Origin of the sequence: Lottiidibacillus patelloidae, assembly GCF_002262935.1 — a bacterium.
Taxonomy (GTDB): Bacteria; Bacillota; Bacilli; order Bacillales; family SA5d-4; genus Lottiidibacillus; species Lottiidibacillus patelloidae.
The window spans coordinates 145677-169803 of the sequence record NZ_NPIA01000007.1 but is presented as its reverse complement, the minus strand read 5'-3'; the positions used below and the strand labels follow the sequence as shown (position 1 = coordinate 169803).

20 protein-coding genes are annotated in these 24127 nt (G+C 33.7%); 15 read left to right on the top strand and 5 right to left on the bottom strand.

Annotated features, from left to right (window positions below):
• Positions 1–138 precede the first annotated feature (138 nt).
• Positions 139–1191, bottom strand: a complete 1053-nt coding sequence (locus CIB95_RS13140; protein WP_158217638.1) for a Sir2 family NAD-dependent protein deacetylase — start codon at positions 1189–1191, stop codon at positions 139–141.
• A 165-nt stretch (positions 1192–1356) separates the two neighbouring features.
• Here CIB95_RS13140 and CIB95_RS16360 point away from each other — a divergent pair, with 165 nt between their 5' ends.
• Positions 1357–1503, top strand: coding sequence for a hypothetical protein (locus CIB95_RS16360; protein ID WP_198949201.1), 147 nt, complete (start codon positions 1357–1359; stop codon positions 1501–1503).
• Between the two features lie 158 nt (positions 1504–1661).
• Complete coding sequence (locus CIB95_RS13135) at positions 1662–2429, top strand: sporulation protein (RefSeq protein WP_094925868.1); 768 nt, start codon at positions 1662–1664, stop codon at positions 2427–2429.
• 90 nt (positions 2430–2519) lie between these two features.
• Here the strand turns inward: CIB95_RS13135 and CIB95_RS13130 are convergent, their stop codons facing one another.
• Positions 2520–3197 carry a TerC family protein gene (locus CIB95_RS13130; protein WP_094925866.1) on the bottom strand — a complete coding sequence of 226 codons (678 nt, stop codon included), beginning with the start codon at positions 3195–3197 and terminating at the stop codon, positions 2520–2522.
• A 318-nt stretch (positions 3198–3515) separates the two neighbouring features.
• Between CIB95_RS13130 and CIB95_RS13125 the strand changes: the two genes are divergently transcribed.
• The 4 genes from CIB95_RS13125 to CIB95_RS13110 all read left to right on the top strand — a co-directional run bounded on the left by CIB95_RS13125 (position 3516) and on the right by CIB95_RS13110 (position 8606).
• The gene (locus CIB95_RS13125) at positions 3516–5342 is read left to right on the top strand and encodes a monovalent cation:proton antiporter family protein (protein ID WP_094925864.1); all 1827 of its coding nucleotides are present in this window, start codon (positions 3516–3518) and stop codon (positions 5340–5342) included.
• Between the two features lie 93 nt (positions 5343–5435).
• Positions 5436–6428: a PucR family transcriptional regulator gene (locus CIB95_RS13120; RefSeq protein WP_094925862.1), complete on the top strand. Its 993-nt coding sequence runs from the start codon at positions 5436–5438 to the stop codon at positions 6426–6428.
• Between the two features lie 91 nt (positions 6429–6519).
• Positions 6520–7614 carry an ABC transporter ATP-binding protein gene (locus tag CIB95_RS13115; protein ID WP_094925860.1) on the top strand — a complete coding sequence of 365 codons (1095 nt, stop codon included), beginning with the start codon at positions 6520–6522 and terminating at the stop codon, positions 7612–7614.
• Between the two features lie 29 nt (positions 7615–7643).
• Positions 7644–8606 (top strand): ROK family glucokinase, encoded by a 963-nt coding sequence (locus CIB95_RS13110; RefSeq protein WP_094925859.1) that lies wholly within the window; start codon positions 7644–7646, stop codon positions 8604–8606.
• 29 nt (positions 8607–8635) lie between these two features.
• On the opposite strand, the gene CIB95_RS13105 is transcribed toward CIB95_RS13110, so the two are convergent.
• The gene (locus CIB95_RS13105) at positions 8636–9379 is read right to left on the bottom strand and encodes an AraC family transcriptional regulator (protein WP_094925857.1); all 744 of its coding nucleotides are present in this window, start codon (positions 9377–9379) and stop codon (positions 8636–8638) included.
• 106 nt (positions 9380–9485) lie between these two features.
• On the opposite strand from CIB95_RS13105, the gene CIB95_RS13100 reads away from it, so the two are divergent.
• From CIB95_RS13100 to CIB95_RS13080, 5 genes are all read left to right on the top strand, one after another.
• A complete protein-coding gene (locus CIB95_RS13100; RefSeq protein ID WP_094925855.1) occupies positions 9486–10712 on the top strand; it encodes an extracellular solute-binding protein in 1227 nt (408 codons plus the stop codon).
• 103 nt (positions 10713–10815) lie between these two features.
• Positions 10816–12030 carry a carbohydrate ABC transporter permease gene (locus CIB95_RS13095; RefSeq protein ID WP_094925854.1) on the top strand — a complete coding sequence of 405 codons (1215 nt, stop codon included), beginning with the start codon at positions 10816–10818 and terminating at the stop codon, positions 12028–12030.
• A 15-nt stretch (positions 12031–12045) separates the two neighbouring features.
• Complete coding sequence (locus CIB95_RS13090; protein WP_094925852.1) at positions 12046–12879, top strand: carbohydrate ABC transporter permease; 834 nt, start codon at positions 12046–12048, stop codon at positions 12877–12879.
• 34 nt (positions 12880–12913) lie between these two features.
• Positions 12914–14554, top strand: coding sequence for a glycoside hydrolase family 13 protein (locus CIB95_RS13085; RefSeq protein ID WP_094925851.1), 1641 nt, complete (start codon positions 12914–12916; stop codon positions 14552–14554).
• Positions 14555–14687: 133 nt separating this feature from the next.
• Positions 14688–15023 carry a hypothetical protein gene (locus CIB95_RS13080; RefSeq protein WP_094925849.1) on the top strand — a complete coding sequence of 112 codons (336 nt, stop codon included), beginning with the start codon at positions 14688–14690 and terminating at the stop codon, positions 15021–15023.
• Positions 15024–15141: 118 nt separating this feature from the next.
• Here the strand turns inward: CIB95_RS13080 and CIB95_RS13075 are convergent, their stop codons facing one another.
• Both CIB95_RS13075 and CIB95_RS13070 read right to left on the bottom strand, forming a co-directional pair.
• On the bottom strand, positions 15142–16812 hold the full coding sequence (locus CIB95_RS13075) for a glycoside hydrolase family 13 protein (protein WP_094925848.1): 1671 nt from the start codon (positions 16810–16812) through the stop codon (positions 15142–15144).
• Positions 16813–16835: 23 nt separating this feature from the next.
• On the bottom strand, positions 16836–18608 hold the full coding sequence (locus tag CIB95_RS13070; protein WP_094925846.1) for a glycoside hydrolase family 13 protein: 1773 nt from the start codon (positions 18606–18608) through the stop codon (positions 16836–16838).
• Between the two features lie 308 nt (positions 18609–18916).
• Between CIB95_RS13070 and CIB95_RS13065 the strand changes: the two genes are divergently transcribed.
• From CIB95_RS13065 to CIB95_RS13050, 4 genes are all read left to right on the top strand, one after another.
• Positions 18917–20194 (top strand): extracellular solute-binding protein, encoded by a 1278-nt coding sequence (locus CIB95_RS13065; RefSeq protein WP_094925844.1) that lies wholly within the window; start codon positions 18917–18919, stop codon positions 20192–20194.
• Positions 20195–20359: 165 nt separating this feature from the next.
• On the top strand, positions 20360–21652 hold the full coding sequence (locus CIB95_RS13060) for a carbohydrate ABC transporter permease (protein WP_094925843.1): 1293 nt from the start codon (positions 20360–20362) through the stop codon (positions 21650–21652).
• A gap of 1 nt (position 21653) precedes the next feature.
• A complete protein-coding gene (locus CIB95_RS13055; RefSeq protein ID WP_094925841.1) occupies positions 21654–22496 on the top strand; it encodes a sugar ABC transporter permease in 843 nt (280 codons plus the stop codon).
• Positions 22497–22530: 34 nt separating this feature from the next.
• Positions 22531–24054, top strand: coding sequence for an alpha-amylase family glycosyl hydrolase (locus CIB95_RS13050; RefSeq protein ID WP_094925839.1), 1524 nt, complete (start codon positions 22531–22533; stop codon positions 24052–24054).
• Positions 24055–24127 lie beyond the last annotated feature (73 nt).

Genomic DNA, 24127 nt, shown 5'->3' with positions numbered 1-24127 from the left:
CTTTTTGTGTTTCCTTTATCTCATTCGTAGTATTCCAGTTCCATCGTTGATGAACAGTCGCCTTTCCTTTTCGATGTTTCCTTTATCTCAAACAAAGTGCTCCAGAATTTATGGCGCTAAACGGTCGCTTCAGCTTTTCTATACTTCAATTGTGTTCGGACTCATAATTTGCGTTAATAATTTAATGTTATTCGATACATCGCCAACAATCGTTAGATCATTCTTAGGTAATGATTCGTTTTTCTCTGTTTGTAAAAAAACAGTTTTACCATTCGTATACCCTAACAGCTTATTGGAAGGGTTCATTTGTAATGATGTATCTAAAACAATTACAAGGTCAGCTTTTCGTAATTCAATTGCTGCCTTTTTCCATGTTTCAATAGGTAACTTTTCGCTCAATAACACTACAGAAGGTCGAACGTTTCCGCCACAATCGGGGCAGTTACGATTATCTAAAAACACGCGTTGATGCACTGTTCGACCGCAAAAGTGACAGTGACACTTTTTAAGTGAGCCATGCAATTCATAGACATTCTTACTTCCCGAATCTTGGTGAAAGCCATTTGTATACTCTGTAATGATCGACTGAATATGTCCTTCTTTTTCTAAAACACTAATGTCATCAAGGATACTAGCATATCTTTCTCTATTTAATTCCTTAATTTTTTTACTGTAATAATTGTGAAATTCTTTATTTTTATTATTAAAAGCATCAACAGATAATATCTTCTCTTCAGTAGATTTCTTTTGGTTTGTCGACGGACCTGTAATTATTACGGTATGCTTGGAGCTTCGTAACCAAGAGGCTAAAATTGCTAGTTGAGGACCATCAGGAAAGCAAATCTGTTGCCAGTTAAGTTTTAATGACTCTTTCGCTTGACCTGACATAATCTGCCAAATCTTTAGGCGGAAAGATGAGTGTACACTTACAGGTTCAGCTTCTAGGAAACTTGCCTCTAAAAACGCTAAAGCTTTTTCCCAATCATTGACTATTCCTGTTTGGCGAGTTGTCATTTGGTGAAATGTAGCATTTGTCCCTGTTTTTTCAATTGTTATTTCTTGATCGGCCTTTACTTTCAACTTTTCCTGCATTTTATAACGCCAATTTCCATCATCACTTTGTTTACCTAGCAAGACACTTTCCTTGTCGACGGCCTTAACTTTGACGATTTCCTCCCAGCTTTTAGTCACGTTTATCCCCCCAGACAAATTTTTACCATTATACTTTAATATCATTATATTAAATGAGTAGACAAGACATGCCTAAAGTAGGAAAATACTAAGCCATTTGTATAAAATAAATCGATCTGACACAAAATAAGGTGGATGTATTATTACTTTTTTTGGAGGTGCGCTATGGGAAAAAAACAACGAAATCGTTTAACACAAAAGATGAATAATAATATTCCTAATGATGTAGTTGAAGCTTCAGAAGCAGCACATGGTAAAGAAAATTCTCCTCAAATGAGAAAGCCTATTCAAAATCAAGGGAAACATGAATAGATAAGTTACGTAAAAAACTCGCCAAGTGGCGAGTTTTTTTGGTAAATTAAATTTTAAGTAGGAATTTAATAAATTCTTACCCAATGTTACATATATTTAAGTACACTTCTGTATATTTAATCAAGAGTAAATCTATTTGTAGATTAGGGGGAAGAATAATGTCATTTATGAAAAAAATGCTCTCTAGTATAGGCATTGGTTCAGCAAAAGTAGATACGCAATTGCATCAAGCTGAGATGAGAGCAGGGGAAACTATTACAGGTGATGTAGTAATAACAGGAGGAAATGTAGAACAAGAAGTTAGTTCCATTTATTTAGCGGTGATGACAACTTATGAAAAAGAAGTAGATGATAATAAAGTAACAAATCATGCTACAGTAGATAAATTTAAAGTAAGTGAAGAATTCATCATCCAAGCCAATGAAACGAAGACAATACCGTTTGAAATTACACTACCTTCGGATACTCCTATTACTATAGGGAACTGTAAAGTTTGGCTGCAAACTGGATTAGATATTAAAAATGCGGTTGACCCTTCAGACCGTGATTACGTAAGAGTACTTCCGAACATTATGGCAGAAAAGGTATTAGATGCAATTGAAAGCTTAGGCTTTACAATTAGGAAAGTAAAAAACGAGGAAGCGCCATATAAACTTCGCAAGCGGTTACCGTTTGTACAAGAATTTGAATTTTATCCTACATCCGGTTCATTCCGCGGTAAGCTAGACGAACTTGAGGCGATATTCTTTTTCTCAAATACTAATTGTGAATTACTTCTTGAAATTGATCGTAAAGCAAAGGGAATTGGTGGTTTTTTATCTGAAATGTTAGATACAGATGAAACAATTGTAAAATTATCCTTTACTAACGAAGATGTAAATGAAGTGAAGAATATCATTGAAACAACAATTAACCGCCATTGTTAAAAGAAAATAGGCTAGGACACAAGTGCCTGTCACCTCATCGATTGTTTAAGGTGACTAGTTCCTTGTATTGTCCCAGCCTATTTTTCTACTTTAATTACTCTTTTCTAACTTTCGCGTATTCTTCGTTTTTCCAATAAGTAATACACTTGCTACAATGACAATGGTAAAGATCCATTTTATTGCCAAGTTATTTTCAAAGAAGTTTTTTACTAGCGGCTCGTCCACAATCATTTTAGAAGCTGTCCAAGCAAGAACTCCAGAACCTATATAAATAATCGAAGGGTACTTCTCAATCCATTTTAAAATTAAAGTACTTCCCCAAATCACAATCGGAATACTAATTAATAATCCTAATATAACTAAAAGAAAATTCCCATGTGCTGCTCCTGCAACAGCTAATACGTTATCTAGCCCCATAACAGTATCAGCAATAATAATTGTTTTAATGGCAGCCCATAAACTTTGTTCAGCTTTCATATTATCATGATTCTTTCCTTCAACTAAGAGTTTATAGGCAATCCATATTAGTAATAACCCACCAATTAATAATAGGCCAGGAATTTTTAATAACCAAACGACAAATACCGTTAAAATTGAACGTATTGCGATTGCACCGAAAGCTCCCCAAAATATAACTGTTTTTTGTTTATCTTTAGGTAAATTGCGGGCTGCTAAACCAATTACTATCGCATTATCACCAGCTAAAACTAAGTCAATAATAACAATTGCTAAAAGTGCTGAAAAAAATTCTGTAGATAAAATCTCCATGTGTTTCTCACTCCCATTATGTAAATGTACATCGTTACTTAATTTATAGTACCATAATAAAAAAAAATAAAATATTTTTTACTATAGTAACTTTTTTTTATATTATTGTATAATACAATTTCAAACAACTAAGCACAGTAGCTTACAAATTAATCATTTAATGGTATTGTATGTATGTACATATTGTAACTTATACTAGTAATAACAAAATGGATGATGGAATTCCAAATTGTTACTATTGTTTAACCAAGGGAATGGAACCTCTTAAAGCAACTAGAAATAACAATTCATATAGAAGAAACTACTTGGGAGATGATGATGATGGAACATGTTTCTTTATTTTCACTAATGTTCGTTGTAGGGATAGCTTTCTTTGTTCCTATATTATTACATAAATTTAATCTTAATATGATTCCAGTTGTTGTAGCTGAAATTATAGCCGGATTAATTATTGGTAAAAGTGGATTAAATATTATTTCAGAAGACGTTTGGCTAAGTTTAATCTCAACTTTAGGGTTCATCTTTTTAATGTTTTTAAGTGGACTTGAAATAGACTTCTCCATGTTAGAGTCTAAAAATAAAAAACAGAAATTTAATCCATTATTAATTGCAACAATCATTTTTTCATTAATGTTTGGTCTTTCTTACGGGTTAAGTGTTGTCTTAGAAAACATGGGATTAATCGAAGACGCATTTTTCATGACTTTAATTATTTCAACTATTTCTTTAGGAGTAGTAGTCCCGGTATTAAAAGAAAAAGGGATTATGGATAGTTTATATGGGCAAACACTTTTGCTGATTGCTACTGTCTCTGATTTCTTAACGATGATTTTACTAGCAGTATATGTGATGGTTAAACATGCAAGTGGATTTAAATCTTTATCAATTCTACTTTTATTCGTCGTCATGTTTGTTACGTATCGTTCAGTAAAGAAGTACTTCAAATTGAAGTTTTTTGATCACTTAATGAGTGGAACGATTCAATTGGGAACAAGAGGAGTTTTTGCCTTAATCCTAATTTTTGTATCCTTATCAGAAACATTAGGTGCCGAAAGTATCTTAGGGGCATTTTTAGCAGGGATGATTGTATCATTAATTAATCCGAAGAAGACTTTCATAAAACAACTAGACTCGTTTGGTTACGGTTTCTTTATTCCTATTTTCTTCGTTATGGTAGGGGTAAATATGGATTTAAAAGCATTATTAAGCGATAAAAAAAGTTTAATCATTATCCCGATTTTACTAATCGTCTTATATATTTCTAAAATATTACCTTCACTTTTATTAAAAAAGTGGTTTCCTTGGAAAAAAACTTTATCATCTGGGATTTTATTAACATCAACGTTAAGTCTAGTTATTGCAGCTGTTGAAATTGGGAAAGAAATGGATGTAGTAAGTGAACAGATGGGGAACTCGGCAATATTAGTAGCAATTATCACTTGTATTATTTCGCCAATATTATTTAATAAACTAACTGTGGCGAACAAAAGAGATAAGAAAAAGGTAACCATTATTGGAGCGAATCGAATTACCTTACCGGTTTCCTTAGATTTACAAAAACATGATGGTTATGAAGTTCGTATGTTTGGGTCAGAACAAAGTAAAGTTGAACCAGAAATGGTTTCGAAAAAAACACAGTTCCCATTAATTGAAGTTCCTAAACTTACTTGTGAAGCGCTTAATATGCATAATGCATTTGACGCAGATATGTTAATTGTTGCTACTGGAAATGATGACGACAACATTACAATTGCCCATTATGCCAAAGAGATTGGCCTTGAAAATGTCATTATTCGAGTAGAAGATGCACAAAAACATAAAGAGCAAATTAATGAAGGTATGAATGTGTTTTCAACGTTGTTTGCTGCTAGAACTTTACTTAAGGCTTTAACTTTGCGACCAAGTATCTTAAAGCTATTCACTTATCAGAATGATTTGCTTCGTGAAATTTCTGTTGGGAATTCGAAATACGATGATTTGCAATTAAGACAAATTCCATTCTTAGGAGATGCGTTAGTCATTCAAATTTTCCGAGATGAAGAACCAATTGTTCCACATGGAGATACGAGACTGAAGCTTGGTGATAAATTATTAGCAAGTGGAAGTAAAGAAAATCTTGATGACTTGGCAAAAGAATTACAATAAAAGATAAAATGAATTTTAAAAATAGCCAGTAGGTCCGGGAATAGTCGAACTTGCTGGCTTATTTTATAGAATAGAACGTTGGAGTTGAAACTATTGAGTATTCCTATAGAAAATTCGTTATATGATCAGCTGGGAAAGTTATTTGGTAGAGAAAACATTACTCTTTCTGAAGAGAAAGATAAGAGTTCAAGAAATATAAATGCTTTCCCAATAAAAAAAGAAAATGAAATAATTGGCTGGCTAGAATTAAATGATAAACTTTCTTTGGATGATTACCATACAAAGCTTATTGAACTACTAATAGAAAAGCATGAGGTTTTAAATACTGACTTCAGTAATGATACTGAGCAGTTGATGTGGAGAGAAGCAATTGAACAAGATGTTGCTATTTGGAGAGATAAATGGGAGGCACTTCACTCGAGTGTTGAAAAAACTTTTGTAAATGTTTATTTTCAGCTTCCTTACGCCAAGACAGATGAAAATGAACTAATTTCTTCAGTAAAAGAATTGCTTCTTGCAGCTACTGAAAATAAATCCTACTTTTTACAACTTGAAAATGGTCTTTATGTTTGGATTATACGGCTAACTTCAGACGAAAAGAAAGATATGGTGAAAATAGTCGAGGAAGTGTTACATACATTAACAGCAGAACTATTGTTAGAATTAAAAGTATTTTTAGGAGAGTTGTATGAAATGCCCATGCAACTAAAGGAAATAATAAAAGATGAAGGTGAATACTATATCTTAGCTCAACAATATTCTTTGAGTAGAGAAGTAGTAACATTTAACGATATAATTCCTTATCTTTTTGTAAATTCTGTAAGAAATGATGAAATTAATCATATAACTGAGAAATTGCTTGGTACGATAAAAGAGGATGAAGAGTTGCTACATACATTAAAAGTTTATATGAAAGAGAACTTGAATGTATCTGAAGCAGCAAAAAAACTTTATATCCACCGAAATAGTCTTCAATATCGACTAGATAAATTTTCAGAAAAAACAGGAATAGATATACGTGACTTTGAAAATGCAGTTAATGTTTATTTACTTATCCTTGCTTTAGGCAAGTTAAACAACAATTAACATTATATTTCGTCACTATGCCCAATAGTGATTTATATGTAAAACGGGTAAAATAAGAAATAGTAAAAATATTATTTCGGGGGTTTTAAAAATGGCTTCAATTAAACTACAAAACATTTACAAAAGATATAGTGATACAGTAACAGCGGTAAAAGATTTTTCATTAGACATTAAAGATAAGGAATTTATTGTATTTGTAGGACCATCAGGTTGTGGTAAATCTACAACATTACGTATGGTTGCTGGATTAGAAGAAATTTCTGAAGGTGATTTAATCATCGGGGATCGTCGTGTTAACGATGTTGCACCAAAAGATAGAGATATCGCAATGGTATTCCAAAACTATGCACTATATCCACATATGAATGTTTACGATAACATGGCATTCGGGTTAAAGTTACGAAAATTTGATAAAGCAGAAATTAAAAAACGTGTGCATGAAGCTGCGAAAATTTTAGACATCGAACATTTACTAGATCGTAAACCAAAAGCTTTATCAGGTGGTCAAAGACAGCGTGTTGCGTTAGGACGAGCAATCGTTCGTGAACCACAAGCATTCTTAATGGATGAGCCGTTATCAAACTTAGACGCTAAACTTCGAGTACAAATGCGTGCGGAAATTACAAAATTACACCAACGTTTACAAACAACGATGATCTACGTAACTCATGACCAAACAGAAGCGATGACGATGGCAGATCGTATTGTTATTATGAAAGATGGAGTTGTACAACAAGTTGGAAGTCCTAAAGAAGTATACAGTAATCCTGACAATATCTTTGTAGGTGGATTTATTGGTTCTCCAGCAATGAACTTCATTGAAGGAAAATTAGAAAATGGAACTTTCATTATCAATGAAAATGCTAAATTAACAATTCCTGAAGGGAAAATGAAAAAATTAAAAGATTATGTTGGCAAAAAAGTTGTTCTAGGTGTTCGTCCAGAAGACATCCATGATGAGCTAGTATTCATTGAATCTTCACCTGGTAGTACATTAAATGTTGATATTGAAGTTGCTGAATTAATGGGTGCTGAAACTTACTTACACTCAAAAGTTGCCGATTATAGCTTTATTGCTCGAATTGATTCACGTACAGATGTGAAAAATGGTCAAAAACTGCAACTTGCATTTGATATGAATAAAGTACACTTCTTCGATGTAGAAACAGAACAAGCAATTCGCTAAAGTAAATTAAAAGGGACTGACGTCTTTCTATGAGTAATCAATATATCATCGGTGTAGACTTAGGTGGTACGTCTATTAAAATGGCTATTGTAAATGGTCAAGGTGAAATAAAATTCCAAACAAGTGAACCAACGAAAATTGAAGCTGGAGCAACGGGTATATTTCATCAAATCAATAATATGATTGATTTTTGTTGCAAGAACTTAAAGATTGAACGCTTTAATCTAATAGGTATGGGGATTGGTGCTCCAGCGTTTTTAGATATTAAAAAGGGATTTGTAAAAGAAGCCGTTAATTTACAGTGGAAAAACATCCCTTTAAAAGAGCAATTAGAAAATATAACAAAGTTACCTGTTTTTATTGACAATGATGCCAACGTTGCTGCGCTTGGAGAAATGTGGCGTGGTGCAGGGGAAGGTAGTACTGATCTACTTTGTATCACTCTTGGAACTGGTGTTGGCTCAGGTGTGATCATAAATGGACAAATATATCATGGAGCTCATGACACTTCAGGGGAATTCGGTCATACGACTGTAATTGCTGAAGGTGGAAGTCCTTGTAATTGCGGGAAAACTGGCTGTTTAGAAACAGTCTCCTCAGCGACTGGTTTAATCCGTTTAGTAACGGAGGCAATTAATGAGGGGCACCCTTCATCGTTAGCACATATCCTAGCTTCGCGTGGCAGGCTAACAGCAAAGTATATTGCTGAAGCTGCTTATGAAGGAGACGAGCTAGCAATAAAAATGATTAACAAAGCATCGTTTTATTTAGGCCTAGCATTAGGAAATTACGCAGTTGCACTTAACCCAAGTAAAATTGTTGTTGGTGGTGGACTTTCTCATGCAGGAAGCATCTTATTTGAGCCAATACGAGAATATTATAAAAAGTTTGCTTTACCACACTTAACTGGAAATATTGATATAGTTCCAGCTAAATTAGGTAATGACGCAGGTGTTATCGGTGCAGCGTGGCTTGTAGTTAATAATAAATAAACTTATAAAAAACAGATTGATACTAGGTATCAATCTGTTTTTTTATGTTGTAATTTCATAAATTGCTTAGGTGAAATACTAGTATATTTCTTGAAAAGTGAAGAATAATAACTTTGGTTGCAATATGTAAATAAATGGGCAATTTCTGATATCGCAAGTTCACTGTGAAGTAAGAAGTATTTTGACTCTTCAATTCTTTTTCGATTAATGAATTCAGTAATTGTCATTCCAATTTCATCTTTGAAAAGTTTTGATAAATAATTTGGATGAACTTTAACATTTTTTGAAATAATCTCTAGTGATAAAGGCTGCATAATTTGATCATTAATATAATTAATAGCCTTGTTAACTACAAGTTGATATGTTCGATTGCTATTACTTTTCACTTTTTTTATGAACTCTAAAAGCATATCGTACTCTAACTTACTAAGTGATTCAATTGTGTTGGTCTTCTCAATTTGTTGAATAAACACATCACTTAGATCAAAAGCAGTTTCAGGGTCAACGCCACCTCTAATAATAGATCTGGTAAAAATTGTGCAGGAACATATTAATGAATTCTTTAAGGATCGAACAGAATCCTTAGCTAGTTTTGCTCTCTCTAAGCTATTAATTTCATCCAAATAATACTTTGCCTCTTCATAATGACCTTTCGTAACCCAACTAATTAAATGCTGCTCTAAATCAAAAGGGGGATGAATAAATAGATTTTTTTTATTATTAATTTTTGCCTCAAAAAACTTTTTTTCTATTTCTGTTTTATTCAATAACATAATATTCTCAACCTTACCTTAAAAATTTATTAAAAATATTAAATATTTAATATAAGGATAAGCTATTCCAATATAAACTTCAATTATTAAAGGGAGGAAATTAAATATGAAAAAATTATATATGCTTATGCTAGCTCTTTCATTAACTTTAGCACTTTTCGGATGTGGCACAGGTGATGAAGAAGGTACAAATGAAGCAAAAACAATTATAAAATTCGCAGCACAAAATGACAATACACCAGCAACAAATAATCTAATTGACGCTTTTAATAAAAGTCAAGATGAGTACAAAGTTGAATGGGTGCAAATGACAAATGACTCTGCACAAATGCATGATCAGTTATTAAATTCTTTATCGAGCGGTTCTTCTGAATACGACGTTTTATCTTTAGATGTTGTATGGGCTGGCGAATTTGCTGGTGCTGGTTACTTAGAGCCACTTGATGTAAGAATGAAAAAAGATGATTTAAATAAAGAAAATTATAATGCAGGTTCTATGGCATCAGGAAATTATAAAGGTAAGCAGTTTACCCTACCTTTCTTCCCTGACTTAGGATTACTATATTTTAGATCTGATATAGTCAGTGAAAGTGATGCTGCAACATTAGTATCTGGTGATTACACGTATGATGAACTTTATAATATGGCGGAAAAGTATACTGGCGAAGGGAACACAGACTATGGCTTTGTATACCAATCAAAACAATATGAAGGATTAACAGTTAATGTAACAGAGTATACAAGTTCTTATGAAAATATTGAAAGTGGTTTAGAAACAATGTATAAGTTTACTACTGCTCCTTTCTCGCCGAAGGATATATTGAACTTTACTGAAGGTGAAACACATACAACATTTGAACAAGGGAAAGCAGTGTTTGCAAGAAACTGGCCATATATGTATGGACGTATTAAAGGACAAGATGAAGGGGTTACAGTATCAGTAGACAATGTAGGTGTTGCTCCTCTACCAAATGGCGGCTCTGTAGGTGGTTGGTTACTTGGACTTAACAAACATTCAGAAAATATAGATGGTGCTTGGGAGTTTATTAAATTCGCAGCTAGTGAAGAAGGACAAAAGATTATGTCTACGGAAGGCGGATACTTACCTGGATTTAATACATTGTTAACAGATGAAGATGTTCAAGCAAAAAATGAAATGCTTACATTCGAAGGTTTTCAAAATGCGTTAAAATCCACAATTGCTCGACCAGTATCACCAGAATACTCAAAAGTATCTGATACAATCCAAATCTCAGCACATAAATATTTAAGCTCTGGTCAAGGATTAGAAGAGGCAGCAAATGCAATAAATAAAGCTGTAAATGAAGAGTAAAATTTTGTTAGCTAGGTAAAATATTAAATGTAATGAAAAGGCTCTAATGCTTTCATTAGAGCCTTTTTCTTTTTGTTAGGGCAACATTATAGGAGGGTTAATCATGAAGAAGATGGGCATTAAAGAATACCTTTTTATAATTCCAACGCTTATTTTGTTAGGGGTATTCTCTCTCGGACCAGTCATTCAATCATTATCATATACGTTTTTTGATTATCGACTTAATGATCAACAAAAGGCAGGTTTATATTTAAGCGAACGATTCAATACGGAACTTTTTAACGAGACACTACTATATGTATCTTTATTTTTAGAAGAGGATTTAGATAATGTTTCAGATGAAGACGATAAAACCGATATCAAGGACACACTACATACACTTGATACATTTAGTGATACTTATGGAGAAAAAAAAGGTGTCATAAAAATTAGTGATGATGAAAGGGTAGATATCGTAAAACTTCATGAAGAAACGTCGATATTAGTTCAAAAGTTAATATCAAAATACGAACTTACAAATGAAGAAAATTTACCAGCACTGGTAGAAGATTTTCAAAATAGTATAATACCGTCAAACTTTATTGGCTTAAAAGGATATATGAAGGCCTTTACAGATGGCCGTATTGGTATCGCTTTATGGAACACAACATTGTTCACAGCGGTCTCAGTAGCACTAGAGCTAGCTTTAGGTCTAGGACTAGCATTAATTTTAAACAAGGCTATCTTTGGACAAGGTTTAATTCGTACTACATCATTAATTCCTTGGGCAATACCTACTGCAGTTGCAGCATTAATGTGGGGTTATTTATATGATGGAACAAGTGGTGTTGTAGCGAACTTTTTCGAAAATATTGGCTTAATTGAAGATTCTAGAGATTTATTATTAACAAGTGGCGGAGCAATGTTTTCTACCATATTAGCTGATGTTTGGAAAACTACTCCTTATATGGCTTTGCTTCTATTAGCAGGTCTACAAAATATTCCTAAATCATCATATGAAGCAGCTGCAATTGATGGGGCAAGTAAAATACAAACCTTCTTTAATGTAACGTTGCCTTTATTAAAACCAGCTATTTTAGTTGCATTATTATTTAGAACGCTAGATGCATTCCGAGTATTTGACTTAATTTTCGTTTTAACTGGAGGAGGTCCTGGAGGATCTACTGAAACGTTATCTATCTATGCTTATAAAGTCATGTTTGGGCAAACGAATTTTGGCTATGGGTCAGTTATTGTCATGCTCATGTTTGTCTGTGTTGCACTAATCGCAATTCTCTTTGTGAGAGTACTGGGTGCAGACTTAATGGAAAAGAAATAGAGAGGAGGAGTTAGTATGGAAAATGCAAAAAGAAAACTACTTATTACATTTATCTCAGTAGTAGTATTGTACTTATTTATTATGATGTTTCCATTTTTCTGGATCTTTATTACGTCATTTAAAACGTCAGGGGAGATCTTTGGTGCAGGGGCTTTTAATGTCATTCCCCAAGATCCAACGTTAAAAAACTATATAACAGTTTTATTTGAGAAAGGTATATTTGGAGCGATTATTAATAGCTTTATCGTTTCTATAGTAACTACTGTTTATGTCATTATAGTGGCAACCTTTACCGCTTATGCAATTTCACGTTTCCATTTTAGATGGAAAAACATTTTATTAGGTCTAATTTTAGCGGTATCTATGTTTCCGCAAATGATCGTAACAGGACCTATTTACAATTTATTTTTAGATTTAGAGTTACTAAACAGTTATGCTATCGTACTTCCTTATTCAACAATTACGTTACCGATTGCTGTTTGGATTCTCGTTACACATTTTAATCATATTCCTTTAGCTCTTGAGGAATCGGCGAAAATTGATGGAGCTACACCACTTCAAACACTTGTGAAAATTGTTTTTCCATTAGCTGCGCCAGGTGTTTTTACAACAGCAATCATCGTTTTTATTGGAGTTTGGAATGAATTTTTATTAACGATTACGTTAAATTCCAGTCCAGAATACCATACAGTGCCTGTAGCAATTTCATTTTTAAGAACTCAATTTGAAATTTTATGGGGAGAAGTTGCAGCGGCAACTGCAATAGTGACGATTCCAACACTTATTATCGTTTTATTTTTCCAAAAACAAATTGTGTCAGGCTTAACTTCAGGTGGAGTGAAGGAATAGCAATTCATCTCAAAGTGCAATTGGAGGAACAACAATGAAAAAAATTTGGTGGAAAGAAGCTGTCGTTTATCAAGTATATTGGCGAAGCTTTTATGATACAGATGGCGATGGTTATGGAGATTTGCAAGGTGTTATTGAGAAGTTAGATTATATTAAAGACTTAGGGATCGATGTAATCTGGTTAAACCCTTGTTACGAGTCTCCTGATAAAGATAATGGATACGATATCTCAGATTACCAAAAGATTATGAGGAAAGCTGGTAATGTGGGAACTTGGGAGACATTATTAAAGGAAGTTCATAAACGAGGCATGAAATTAATAATGGATTTGGTAGTTAACCATACGTCAAATCAACACCCGTGGTTTCTTGAATCACGTTCTTCAAAAGATAACCCAAAGAGAGATTGGTATATATGGAAGGATCCTGTTGAAGGAAAAGAACCGAGTAACTGGCGTTCTTATTTCACGCCATCGACATGGGAGTTTGATGAGAAAACAGAGCAGTATTACTTCCATTCCTTTGCGATTGAACAACCTGATTTGAATTGGGAAAATGAAGAAGTGAGAGAAGCAATCTATGATATGATGCGTTTTTGGTTAGACAAAGGTATAGATGGTTTCCGCATGGATGTTATCAATCTCCTTGCTAAAATTCCAGGGTTCCCTAATGTCGATACTCCTGAAAATATTAATTATTTAGGCAATAATCCAGGTATCCATACTTACTTAAAGGAAATGAACGAACAGGTATTAAGACATTACGATGTAATGACCGTTGGTGAGATTCCATTCGTAACCCCTGAAGACGGATTAAAATATGTTGGCGAAAATCGAAATGAATTGCATACGCTTTTCCATTTTGAAGTAGCAGACGATATGCCGACTTGGGACATGCTAAAATTTAAGGAAATCCAAACAAGATGGTATGAAGGGTTATTTCCTAAAGGATGGAACTCACAATTTTTGAATAATCATGACCATACTCGCCAAGTTACTAGGTATGGTAACGATGGAGAATATCGAGTGCAGTCTGCAAAATTACTGGCAACTATGATTCATACGCTACCAGGTACTCCATATGTTTTTCAAGGTGAAGAGATAGGCATGACAGGAGTCCGTTTTGACTCGATTGATGATTACAATGACATTGCGATGAAAAATAAATATCACGAAGAAATTAGTAAAGGTAGAGACCCACAAGAGGTTTTCGAAAGCTTGCTTGCCCTAAGTCGAGATAATTCAAGAACACCTGTGCAGTGGAATGCAAAAGAGAATGCTGGTTTTACAACAGGAGAGCCGTGGATTAAAATTAATCCAAATTATAAATCGATTAATGTGGAGCAAGCACTAGAGGATCCTGACTCTGTTTATTACTATTACAAAAAGCTAATTGGATTAAGAAAAGAGCATGAAGTCATGGTATATGGGACATTTGAAGATTTATCAGGGAATGATGAATCGTTATACGTTTATACACGTAGCTTAAATAATGTCACGTGGTTAGTAATTTTAAATCATTCTAATATAGAAAATGTCTGCACGGTGCCGGATAAATTTGCGAACAATGACAAACGATTGATAATTGCTAATTATCCAGATGTAGAAAATAACATTGCTAATTCATTTACATTAAAGCCACATGAAGCAAGAATATACGAAATAAAACATAATTAATGTCTATTTATAAGATGTAAAGCCAAAGGGCCTTACATCTTTTTTATGTTTTTATAGAGGAATTTCTAAGGTAATGTTGAAAAGTTTATAAAGTCATTTAATTGAAATAAGTCATAAGGAGCTAATATCATTCATGAAAAAGCGAGAAATTTACTGTGAACAGTGCGTCGGTCTAATTAAAATTAGAGAAGATTTAGTAGTAGCGTCTTTTTTATATTATGTATTACCTTATCATGAGCATTGCTATGCTAAAGCTTTAAAAGGATTTAAAACACCTTTTTTAAGTAATCAACCTATAAATGGAAAAATGGCAAATCTAGTATCTGTTTTAGTCTTTTTTACATCATTATTTATTATTTTGTTCATGAGCGATATTATTTTAAAAATTACCGCTGCAATTATGGGGGTATATACGATTGGGTTTAGGTTAATCTCTTGGTTCTTATACGAAAGACATTTAGAAAAGTAATTTTCATTGAATTTGTAGGGAAAGCTAACTGCAGAAGTATTTTGCTGTTAGTTTTTTTAAGAAGTAAAGGTATTAAAATAGCACAGCAATAAAAAATTGCTGTGCTAAATGTCTTAAGTTATTTAGTAACTCGGTAAACTCGTGCCTCATAAGGCATTAAGTTAATTTCTGTAATAGCTTCATGCTCAGAAACATGATAGTTATTTAATAATAGGTTTTCAGATGATAACTGTAGTTCACTAAAGCTATAATTTGCTTCCTTATCTGTAAGGTTAGCAATTACTACTACTTTATCTTCAGCATTCAAAGTTCTAGTATAAGCGTAAATTTGTTTATCGTCTTCAAGGATTAAATCATATATTCCGTAAGTAAATACGTCATTTTCTTTCTTAAGTGAAATCATTTTTTTATAGAAAGAAAGTATAGAATCGTCTTGTTTTTCTTGTACTTCAACATTAATTTCTTTGTAGTTAGGATTTACTTTCATCCACGGGTTACCAGTTGTGAAACCAGCGTTTTCTTGACTAGACCATTGCATCGGAGTACGACTATTATCACGAGAAGATGCCCAAATGATTTCCATGATTTTCTCATGTGAAACGCCTTCTTCACGCTTTATACGATAAAGGTTCTTCACTGCAACATCATCATAGTCTTCAATCGATTCAAATTGCACATTTGTCATTCCGATTTCTTGACCTTGATAAATAAATGGAGTTCCTTGCATTAAGAAATACATAACTGCCATTGATGTAGCACTTTCACGCAAGTACTGATCATCATTACCCCAAGTAGACACGACACGTGGCTTATCATGGTTTTCGATAAATAATGCATTCCACCCGCGGTTTTCTAAGCCTTTTTGCCATCTTGTTAGAACTTTCTTAAGACCAACAATATCTAATACTGGGTTAGTTTCAGCATCCCATAATCCTAAGTGTTCAAATTGGAAAATCATATCCATTTTTCCTTTTTCTTCACTCACCCAAAGGTCGGCTTCTTCGATACTTACTCCATTAGCTTCACCGACAGTCATTACATCATAGTTCGCATACGTTTTGTCTTTAAATTCTTGTAAGAAAGGTTGAATACCCTCTTGGTTCATATGCATATCGAAGGAAGAAACATATTTTTTTCCTTCAGGATTTGGCATCTCTGGGAAACCAGGTCGCTTTTTAATGTGACTAATTGCATCGATTCGGAATCCGTCAATTCCTTTATCTAACCACCAGTTAACCGTATCATAAAGTGCATCGCGTACCTCTTTATTTTCCCAGTTTAAATCTGGCTGTTTCGTTGAGAAAACATGGAGATAATATTGATCTGTTTTTTCATCATATTCCCAAGCAGAACCACCAAAAATACTTTCCCAGTTATTCGGCTCCTGACCGTTTTTACCGTCTCTCCAAATATACCAGTCACGTTTCGGGTTCTCTTTTGAAGAACGAGACTCGATAAACCATTCGTGTTCATCACTTGAGTGGTTTAAGACGAGGTCAAGAATTAATTTCATACCACGTTTATGTACTTCTTCTAAAAGAAGATTGAAATCTTCCATCGTACCGAAGTCTTCCATTATTGCTTTATAGTCGGAAATGTCATAACCGTTATCGTCATTTGGTGATTTATACATTGGGCATATCCATATGACGTCAATTCCTAAATCTTTAATATAATCTAAACGTTGAACAATTCCTTTTAGGTCACCGATTCCATCTCCATTTGAATCTTGAAAACTGCGTGGATATATTTGATAACCGATTGCTTCTTTCCACCAAATCTTTTTCATTACTACACCTCATTAAAAGAATATTATTTTTTTTCGTTTATTTGTAAGATGGCAAAACTATAACTATCTAGTGCAAAAGCTATTTTATTATTCTTAACTTCAATTGAATCAGCATTCCAAAAATTTTCACTTGATTGGATAGTTCCATTGAATGCAAATTCACCATCAATTGACTTTGCACTGTTATTAAGAATGAAAAGTAATGTTTCATTCGCGTTTGATTTTTTGTAAACAACATAATTTTTTTCGTTATTTGTTTCAATAAAAGAAAAGTCACCTGAATTTCCGAAAGCATTATTATGTTTTCGATATGTAATTAGCTGTTGAACGAAGCTGTACATGTCTTTATCTTGCTTGCTTTCATCCCATTCCATACACTTACGACAACCTGGATCTGCCCCACCAGACATAGAAATTTCATTACCGTAATAAATACAAGGTGTCCCAGTGAAAGACATTTGAAATAGTAATAGTAACTTAACTCTATCTTTATTCCCGTTACAAAGTGTTAATATTCTTGGAGTATCGTGACTATCAAGCAAGTTAAATTGGACAGCGTTTACATGTTCAGGATAAGCGTGAATTACTCTATTAATTATGTTGGAGAAATGCTCAGCATTTATTGTACCTTTCGCAAAGTAATCAATGGTAGCTGAAGTGAATGGGTAATTCATCACTGCATCAAATTGATCACCTTGTAACCAAGGCATAGAGTCATGCCAAATTTCCCCTAAAATATATACGTCTGGATTAGCAGCTTTTACTGTTTTTCGGAACTCACGCCAAAAACTATGATCTATTTCATTTGCCACGTCCAAACGCCAACCATCAATATTAAATTCCTCTATCCAATAGCTTGCAACTTTTAATAGATAGCCTTTCACTTCTTCATTTTCTGTATTTAATTTTGGCATTGTTGGTACAAAAGCAAACGTATCATAATTTGGCTTTGGCTCGGTTTCTATAGGGAACTCATTTATATGAAACCAATCTTTATATTTAGAATCTTTTCCATTTTCTAATACATCTTGAAATTGTGGTAAGTAGTAACCGCTATGATTAAACACAGCATCCAACATCACTTTAATCCCTTTTGCATGACACGTTTCCACTAACCGTTTAAATGCAGCCTTGTCACCAAACTGAGGGTCGATTTCCATATAATCAATCGTGTCGTACTTATGATTCGAATAAGCTTTAAAAATAGGAGTGAAGTAAATGCCAGTAATTCCTAAATCTTTCAAATAATCAATCCGATCAATAATTCCTTGAAAATCGCCACCGAAGAAATTAGTAGGCGTTGGCTCAGCGCTCCCCCATGGTAAAGTACCTTTAGGGTTGATAGATTCATCACCATTAGCAAACCTTTCAGGGAAGATTTGATACCATATTGTATCCTTAACCCATGCTGGTGCATTGAAAATATCGGCTTTATTTAAAAAAGGAATGCAAAAGTAAAATGCAATATCATCTTCTGGTTGAGATGAAAGGAACCCTTTTTCACCAAAGAACATTGTCTCATCCTTAGCTTTAAGTTCAAATCCATATCTTAAACGTCGATATGGCGGTTGCACTGCTATAAACCAATAATCAAAAAGCTCATCAGATCCACTTTTCATCATTATATTGCGTTCATGGCTCCATTTACTACCATTCCAGTCGTAGGGGTCACCATGGATTAGTTTAACTTCATCAATATCATTCTTCTTTGTTCGCAGCCTAATATGTATCGTTTTTTCATCGTAGCCGTAGGCAAAATTGTTTTTAGGTCTATGATAAATAGCCTCTTTGATCACCAGATTTCATCCTCTCTATAGTTAAATAAGCAAACGGTTGCATATAAAATATATGTATAAATATTGGGTAACATAAGAATACGAACTTGTAAAAACTAATGAAACAATACTAACAAAGATTATAACAGTTATATAAGAAAAGTAAAAAAATAAATAAATAAAAAAGAAATGGTTGTCAAAAAAGAAAATGTAGGTATAATTGAATTTAGGTAATGTGTGCAAACGCTTTCACAAAATATTCCTTGATATTTTATAAGTGGCTTGTGCATAATAAATTTATCTCATTTATATTAGGGGGAACACAAAAGATGAAAAAACTACTCGCAATCTTTATGACGATGGTTATGTCTCTTAGTGTCTTAGCTGCATGCGGACCTGGAGAATCAACTAACACAACAGACGACAATAACAATAAACAAGGTGAAGAACCAGCAAAACCTGAAAAGTTAGTTATTTGGGAAGACACGGACAAGTCTGTTGGTCTTGTAGACGCAATCGCAAGCTTTGAAGAAGAGTATGGAATTACTGTAGAATTCAAAGAATTAAACATGGCTGACGAAATTCGTGATACTTTACGTTTAGACGGTCCTGCAGGAAATGGTGCTGACGTAATCACACTTCCACATGATCAAATTGGTGGAGTAGTAACTGAAGGATTAATCAAGCCACTAACAGTAAGTGATGACGTGTTATCAATTTTCACAGATTCTTCAATTTTAGCTCAAACATATGATGGTCAACTATACGGTTTACCTAAAGCAACTGAAACTCCAGTATTTATTTACAATAAAGACTTATTACCAGAAGTTCCTGCAACTTTAGAAGAACTTTATGAGTTTTCTAAAAACTATGGTGGAGACAAAGAATATGGTTTCTTAGCATTATGGGATAACTTCTATTTCGCTCATGGCGTAATCGGTGGTATGGGTGGTTACGTATTTAATACAGATGCAGAAGGAAACGTTAATGCTTCTGAATTAGGATTAGCAAACGATGGCGCTGTTGATGGTGCTGAATATATCCAAAAATGGTACAAAAACGTATTCCCTAAAGGATTAATCGGTGATAACGGTTACTCTGTAATGGACGGATTATTCTTAGATGGAAAAGTAGCATCAATCATGAATGGTCCTTGGTCATTCTCAGCTTATAAAGATGCTGGAATTAACTTAGGAATCGCTCCATTCCCAGTATTACCAAACGGTGAACATCCACAAACATTCATGGGTGTTAAAGGATGGCACGTAACTTCATTCACTAAGAATGAATATTGGGCAACTAAATTAGTTGAGTGGATCACAAACGAAGAAAACGCAAAAATTCGTTATGAAAAGACTTCTGAAATCCCACCTGTAAAATCTTTAGTTGATACAGTATTAGCTGATGATCAAGGTGCAAAAGCAGTAGCAGTTCAATCTCAATATGCTGTACCAATGCCAAACGTACCAGAAATGGGAGAAGTTTGGGGACCAATGGCAACAGCTTTACAATTAATTGCTAACCAAAAAGCAGCTCCAAAGAGTGCTCTTGAAGAAGCAGTTGATACAATCTTAGAAAACATCGAAGCAAAACACTCAAATAACTAAGATATAGTACTTTATAAGCGGTATCTCTTAATGGGATACTGCTTATGTTATTCTTAGAAATGAAATTTTGTAAAAATCTAAATAATACATACAGATAATTACTTATACATACTTTAATTTACTGTATTTATTATTTAGATTTCTAGAAAGGGGATAGGCAACATTATGGGAGAAAAACAAACGGAAGAGAATAAACAACATAGAAATAGAGCCTTAGCCCTATCAATCATTCCTGGTGTTGGTCAATTTTACAATCGTCAATATGTGAAAGGTTCGATCTTTTTCATTTTGGCAGTTTCGTTTTTTGTAGCTTTTTTTGATTTGCTTAATATGGGCTTTTGGGGTCTGTTTACATTAGGTACTGACTTATCACGTGGGGATCACTCCATTTTCTTATTAGTACAAGGGATCATAGCTGTCATTATTACAGCTTTAGGGCTTGGAATCTATGCATTGAACCTTTATGATGCGTATCAAAATGGGAAGAAACGTGATTTAGGGGAAAAATTAAATACATTAAAAGGGCAATATCAAAACTTAATTGATAGTGGTTTTCCTTATTTAATGATTACACCTGGTTTTGTATTGTTAGTGTTTGTTGTAATTTTACCTATTATTTTCGTGGTATTACTAGCATTTACAAACTATGATTTATACCATTCACCACCGGCTAAACTGGTTGATTGGGTTTCATTTAAGAACTTTGTTGATATTTTCACTTTATCAATTTGGAGAGAAACATTCTTCCATGTATTTGCATGGACGATTGTATGGACGTTTTCTGCTACAACAATACAAGTAGCATTAGGTATTTTCCTTGCTGTTGTCATTAATCAAAAAGATCTAAAGTTTAAAGGTATTATACGTACAGTACTAATTCTTCCATGGGCAGTACCAGCATTCGTTTCTACTCTAGTTTTTGCTGGAATGTTTAATGAAACATTTGGTGCAATCAATGTGCAAGTTTTAGAATTTTTCGGAATTAATCCTATACCGTGGATGACAGAAGCAATGTGGACGAAGATTGCATTAATTTCTATTCAAGCATGGCTTGGTTTCCCATTCGTCTTCGTTATGACTACTGGTGTTTTACAATCAATCCCAGATGAATTATACGAAGCTGCAACTGTAGATGGAGCATCAGCATTGCAAAAGTTTAAAAATATTACACTTCCGCTCGTATTGTTTGCAACTGCACCAATTTTAATAACGCAGTATACATTTAACTTTAATAACTTTAATATTATTTTCTTATTCAATGGAGGAGGACCTGCTGTCTCTGGTCAAAATGCCGGAGGTACAGATATCCTGATTTCGTGGATTTACAATTTAACAATGACTTCTGCTGAATATAGTAAAGCAGCAGCAATCACTTTAATCTTATCATTAATTGTAATAGCTGTAGCATTGTGGCAATTCAAGAGAACGAAGTCATTCCAAGAAGAGGACATGATGTAATATGGAAATGAAAAGAAATAAAATCATTCGTTTAACGTTATCGTACTTAGTAATTTTATTTATGTTTGTCGTAATTCTTTACCCATTGATTTGGATCGTAGGGTCATCCTTTAATCCTGGAAATAGTTTAATGTCATCTAGTATCATTCCTAAGGATGCGACATTGAAGCATTACAAGGAGTTATTTGATCTAGAGAAAAGTGATTACTTACTTTGGTATTGGAATACGCTTAAAATTTGTTTCTTAACAATGGTATTTTCGGTAATTTTAGTTAGTTTAACTGCTTACTCTTTCTCAAGATACCGTTTTATTGGACGCAAAAATGGATTAGTTACATTCTTAATCTTGCAAATGGTACCTAACTTTGCAGCTTTAATTGCTATCTTCGTTTTAGCATTAGTAACAGGATTATTAGATACCCATTTAGGATTGATTCTCATTTATGTTGGTGGAGCAATTCCTATGAATACGTGGCTTATGAAAGGTTACCTAGATACAATTCCAAAAGAATTAGATGAAGCTGCAAGAATGGACGGAGCAGGACACTTCCGTATTTTCTGGCAAATTATTATGCCACTTGCAAAACCGATTATTGCGGTAGTTTCACTATTCACTTTCATTATGCCATTTACAGACTTCATTTTAGCGAGAGTGCTGTTGCGAAGTGAAGAGAACTTTACATTAGCTGTCGGACTATATGATATGGTAGCAAAACAGTTCGGAAACGAATTTACGAAATTTGCTGCTGGAGCAGTATTAATTGCATTACCAATCTCAATATTATTCTTATCATTACAAAAATACTTTATCTCTGGTTTAACAGCTGGAGGAACAAAAGGATAAGTAAATATCAATACACATAGAGGAGGAAACGAGGATGCGCAAAAAATTGGTTCAACTTTTGCTAATCCCGTTTCTTCTTTTTTATGCCTTTCCTGTGGAGGCCGCTGAAAAAGAAGTAAAATGGGAAGAAGAAGTTATATATTTTATTATGGTCGATCGCTTTAATAATGGCGACACGTCTAATGACTTTACGGTGAATACGAATGATCCTTATGCATATCACGGTGGAGACATTAAAGGAATTACAGAGAAATTAGATTACATAAAAGATTTAGGTGCAACAACAATCTGGTTAACACCTATTTTTGCGAATGAAAAGAAAGGCTACCACGGATACTGGACGGAAGATTTTTACGAGGTGGAAGAGCATTTCGGGACACTTGAGGACTTCAAAACGTTAGTAAAAAAAGCTCATGAAAAAGATATGAAAGTTATTTTAGACTTAGTTGTTAATCATACTGGTTATAAGCACCCATGGTTAATTGATTTAGATAAAGAAGACTGGTTTCATGAGAAAGAGGACATCTTTAATTGGGATAGTCAAAAGGAAGTTGAAAATGGCTGGCTTTTTGGGCTGCCAGATTTAAATCATGAGAATGATGAAGTGAAAAATTACTTATTAGATATGGCAACATGGTGGATTGAAGAAACAGATATTGACGGCTATCGTCTAGATACAGTTAAACATGTTCCAAAATGGTTTTGGGAAGAATTTTCAGCGGCAGTTAAATCTGTGAAAGAAGACTTTTTCTTGCTTGGAGAAGTATGGCATGATGATCCAACGTATGTAGCAGATTATAATAAAACGGGTATTCAGTCATTTGTCGACTATCCATATTACAACGAAATTTCAACTATTTTTGCAGAACCTAATAAGTCACTTGATGGACTATTTCGTGTTTGGAAACGGAACGAATATTATTATGACAATCCATACATTTTAGGAAACTTTGTCGATAATCATGACAATGTAAGGTTTGTTCGAAAAGCAATTCAAAAAGGAGAAGATCCTGAAACTAGATTAAAGTTAGCTATGACATACCTATATACGTCTCCTGGTATTCCTGTCATCTATCAAGGTACTGAAATCGCGATGGATGGGGGAGAGGATCCAGATAATCGTCGCATGATGGACTTTAGCGTCCAATCGCCTATTAAAGAACATATTGCGAAACTAGCAGAGATTAGAAGAAGTTATCCATCATTAACGAAAGGTGATTTTCAATTAGTTTATGAAGAAGCTGGAATGGCAGTATTTAAGCGCACAATCGATGATGAAACTACTATTATCGCAATTAACAACACGACAGATCCACAAAGGGTAGAGGTAACTGAGGAGCATCTTCAAGGTGATATGCAACTTACTGGCTTGTTACTAGGTGATACTGTTCGTTCTAAAAATAATAAATATGAAATAGAGCTTGATGCAGAAACAGCTGAGATTTTTGTGTTAGAAGAAAAGACAAGTAATTATAACCTATATCTCTATATATTAATTCCTATTTTAGGATTAATTGGGTTTACTATGTTGATACGACATAAGCGTAAATCTAACTAATAGTTATTGATGATTTTAATGGATTAAATAGAAATTACAGCGACAACAATTTAAATTGTTGTATAATGGAATT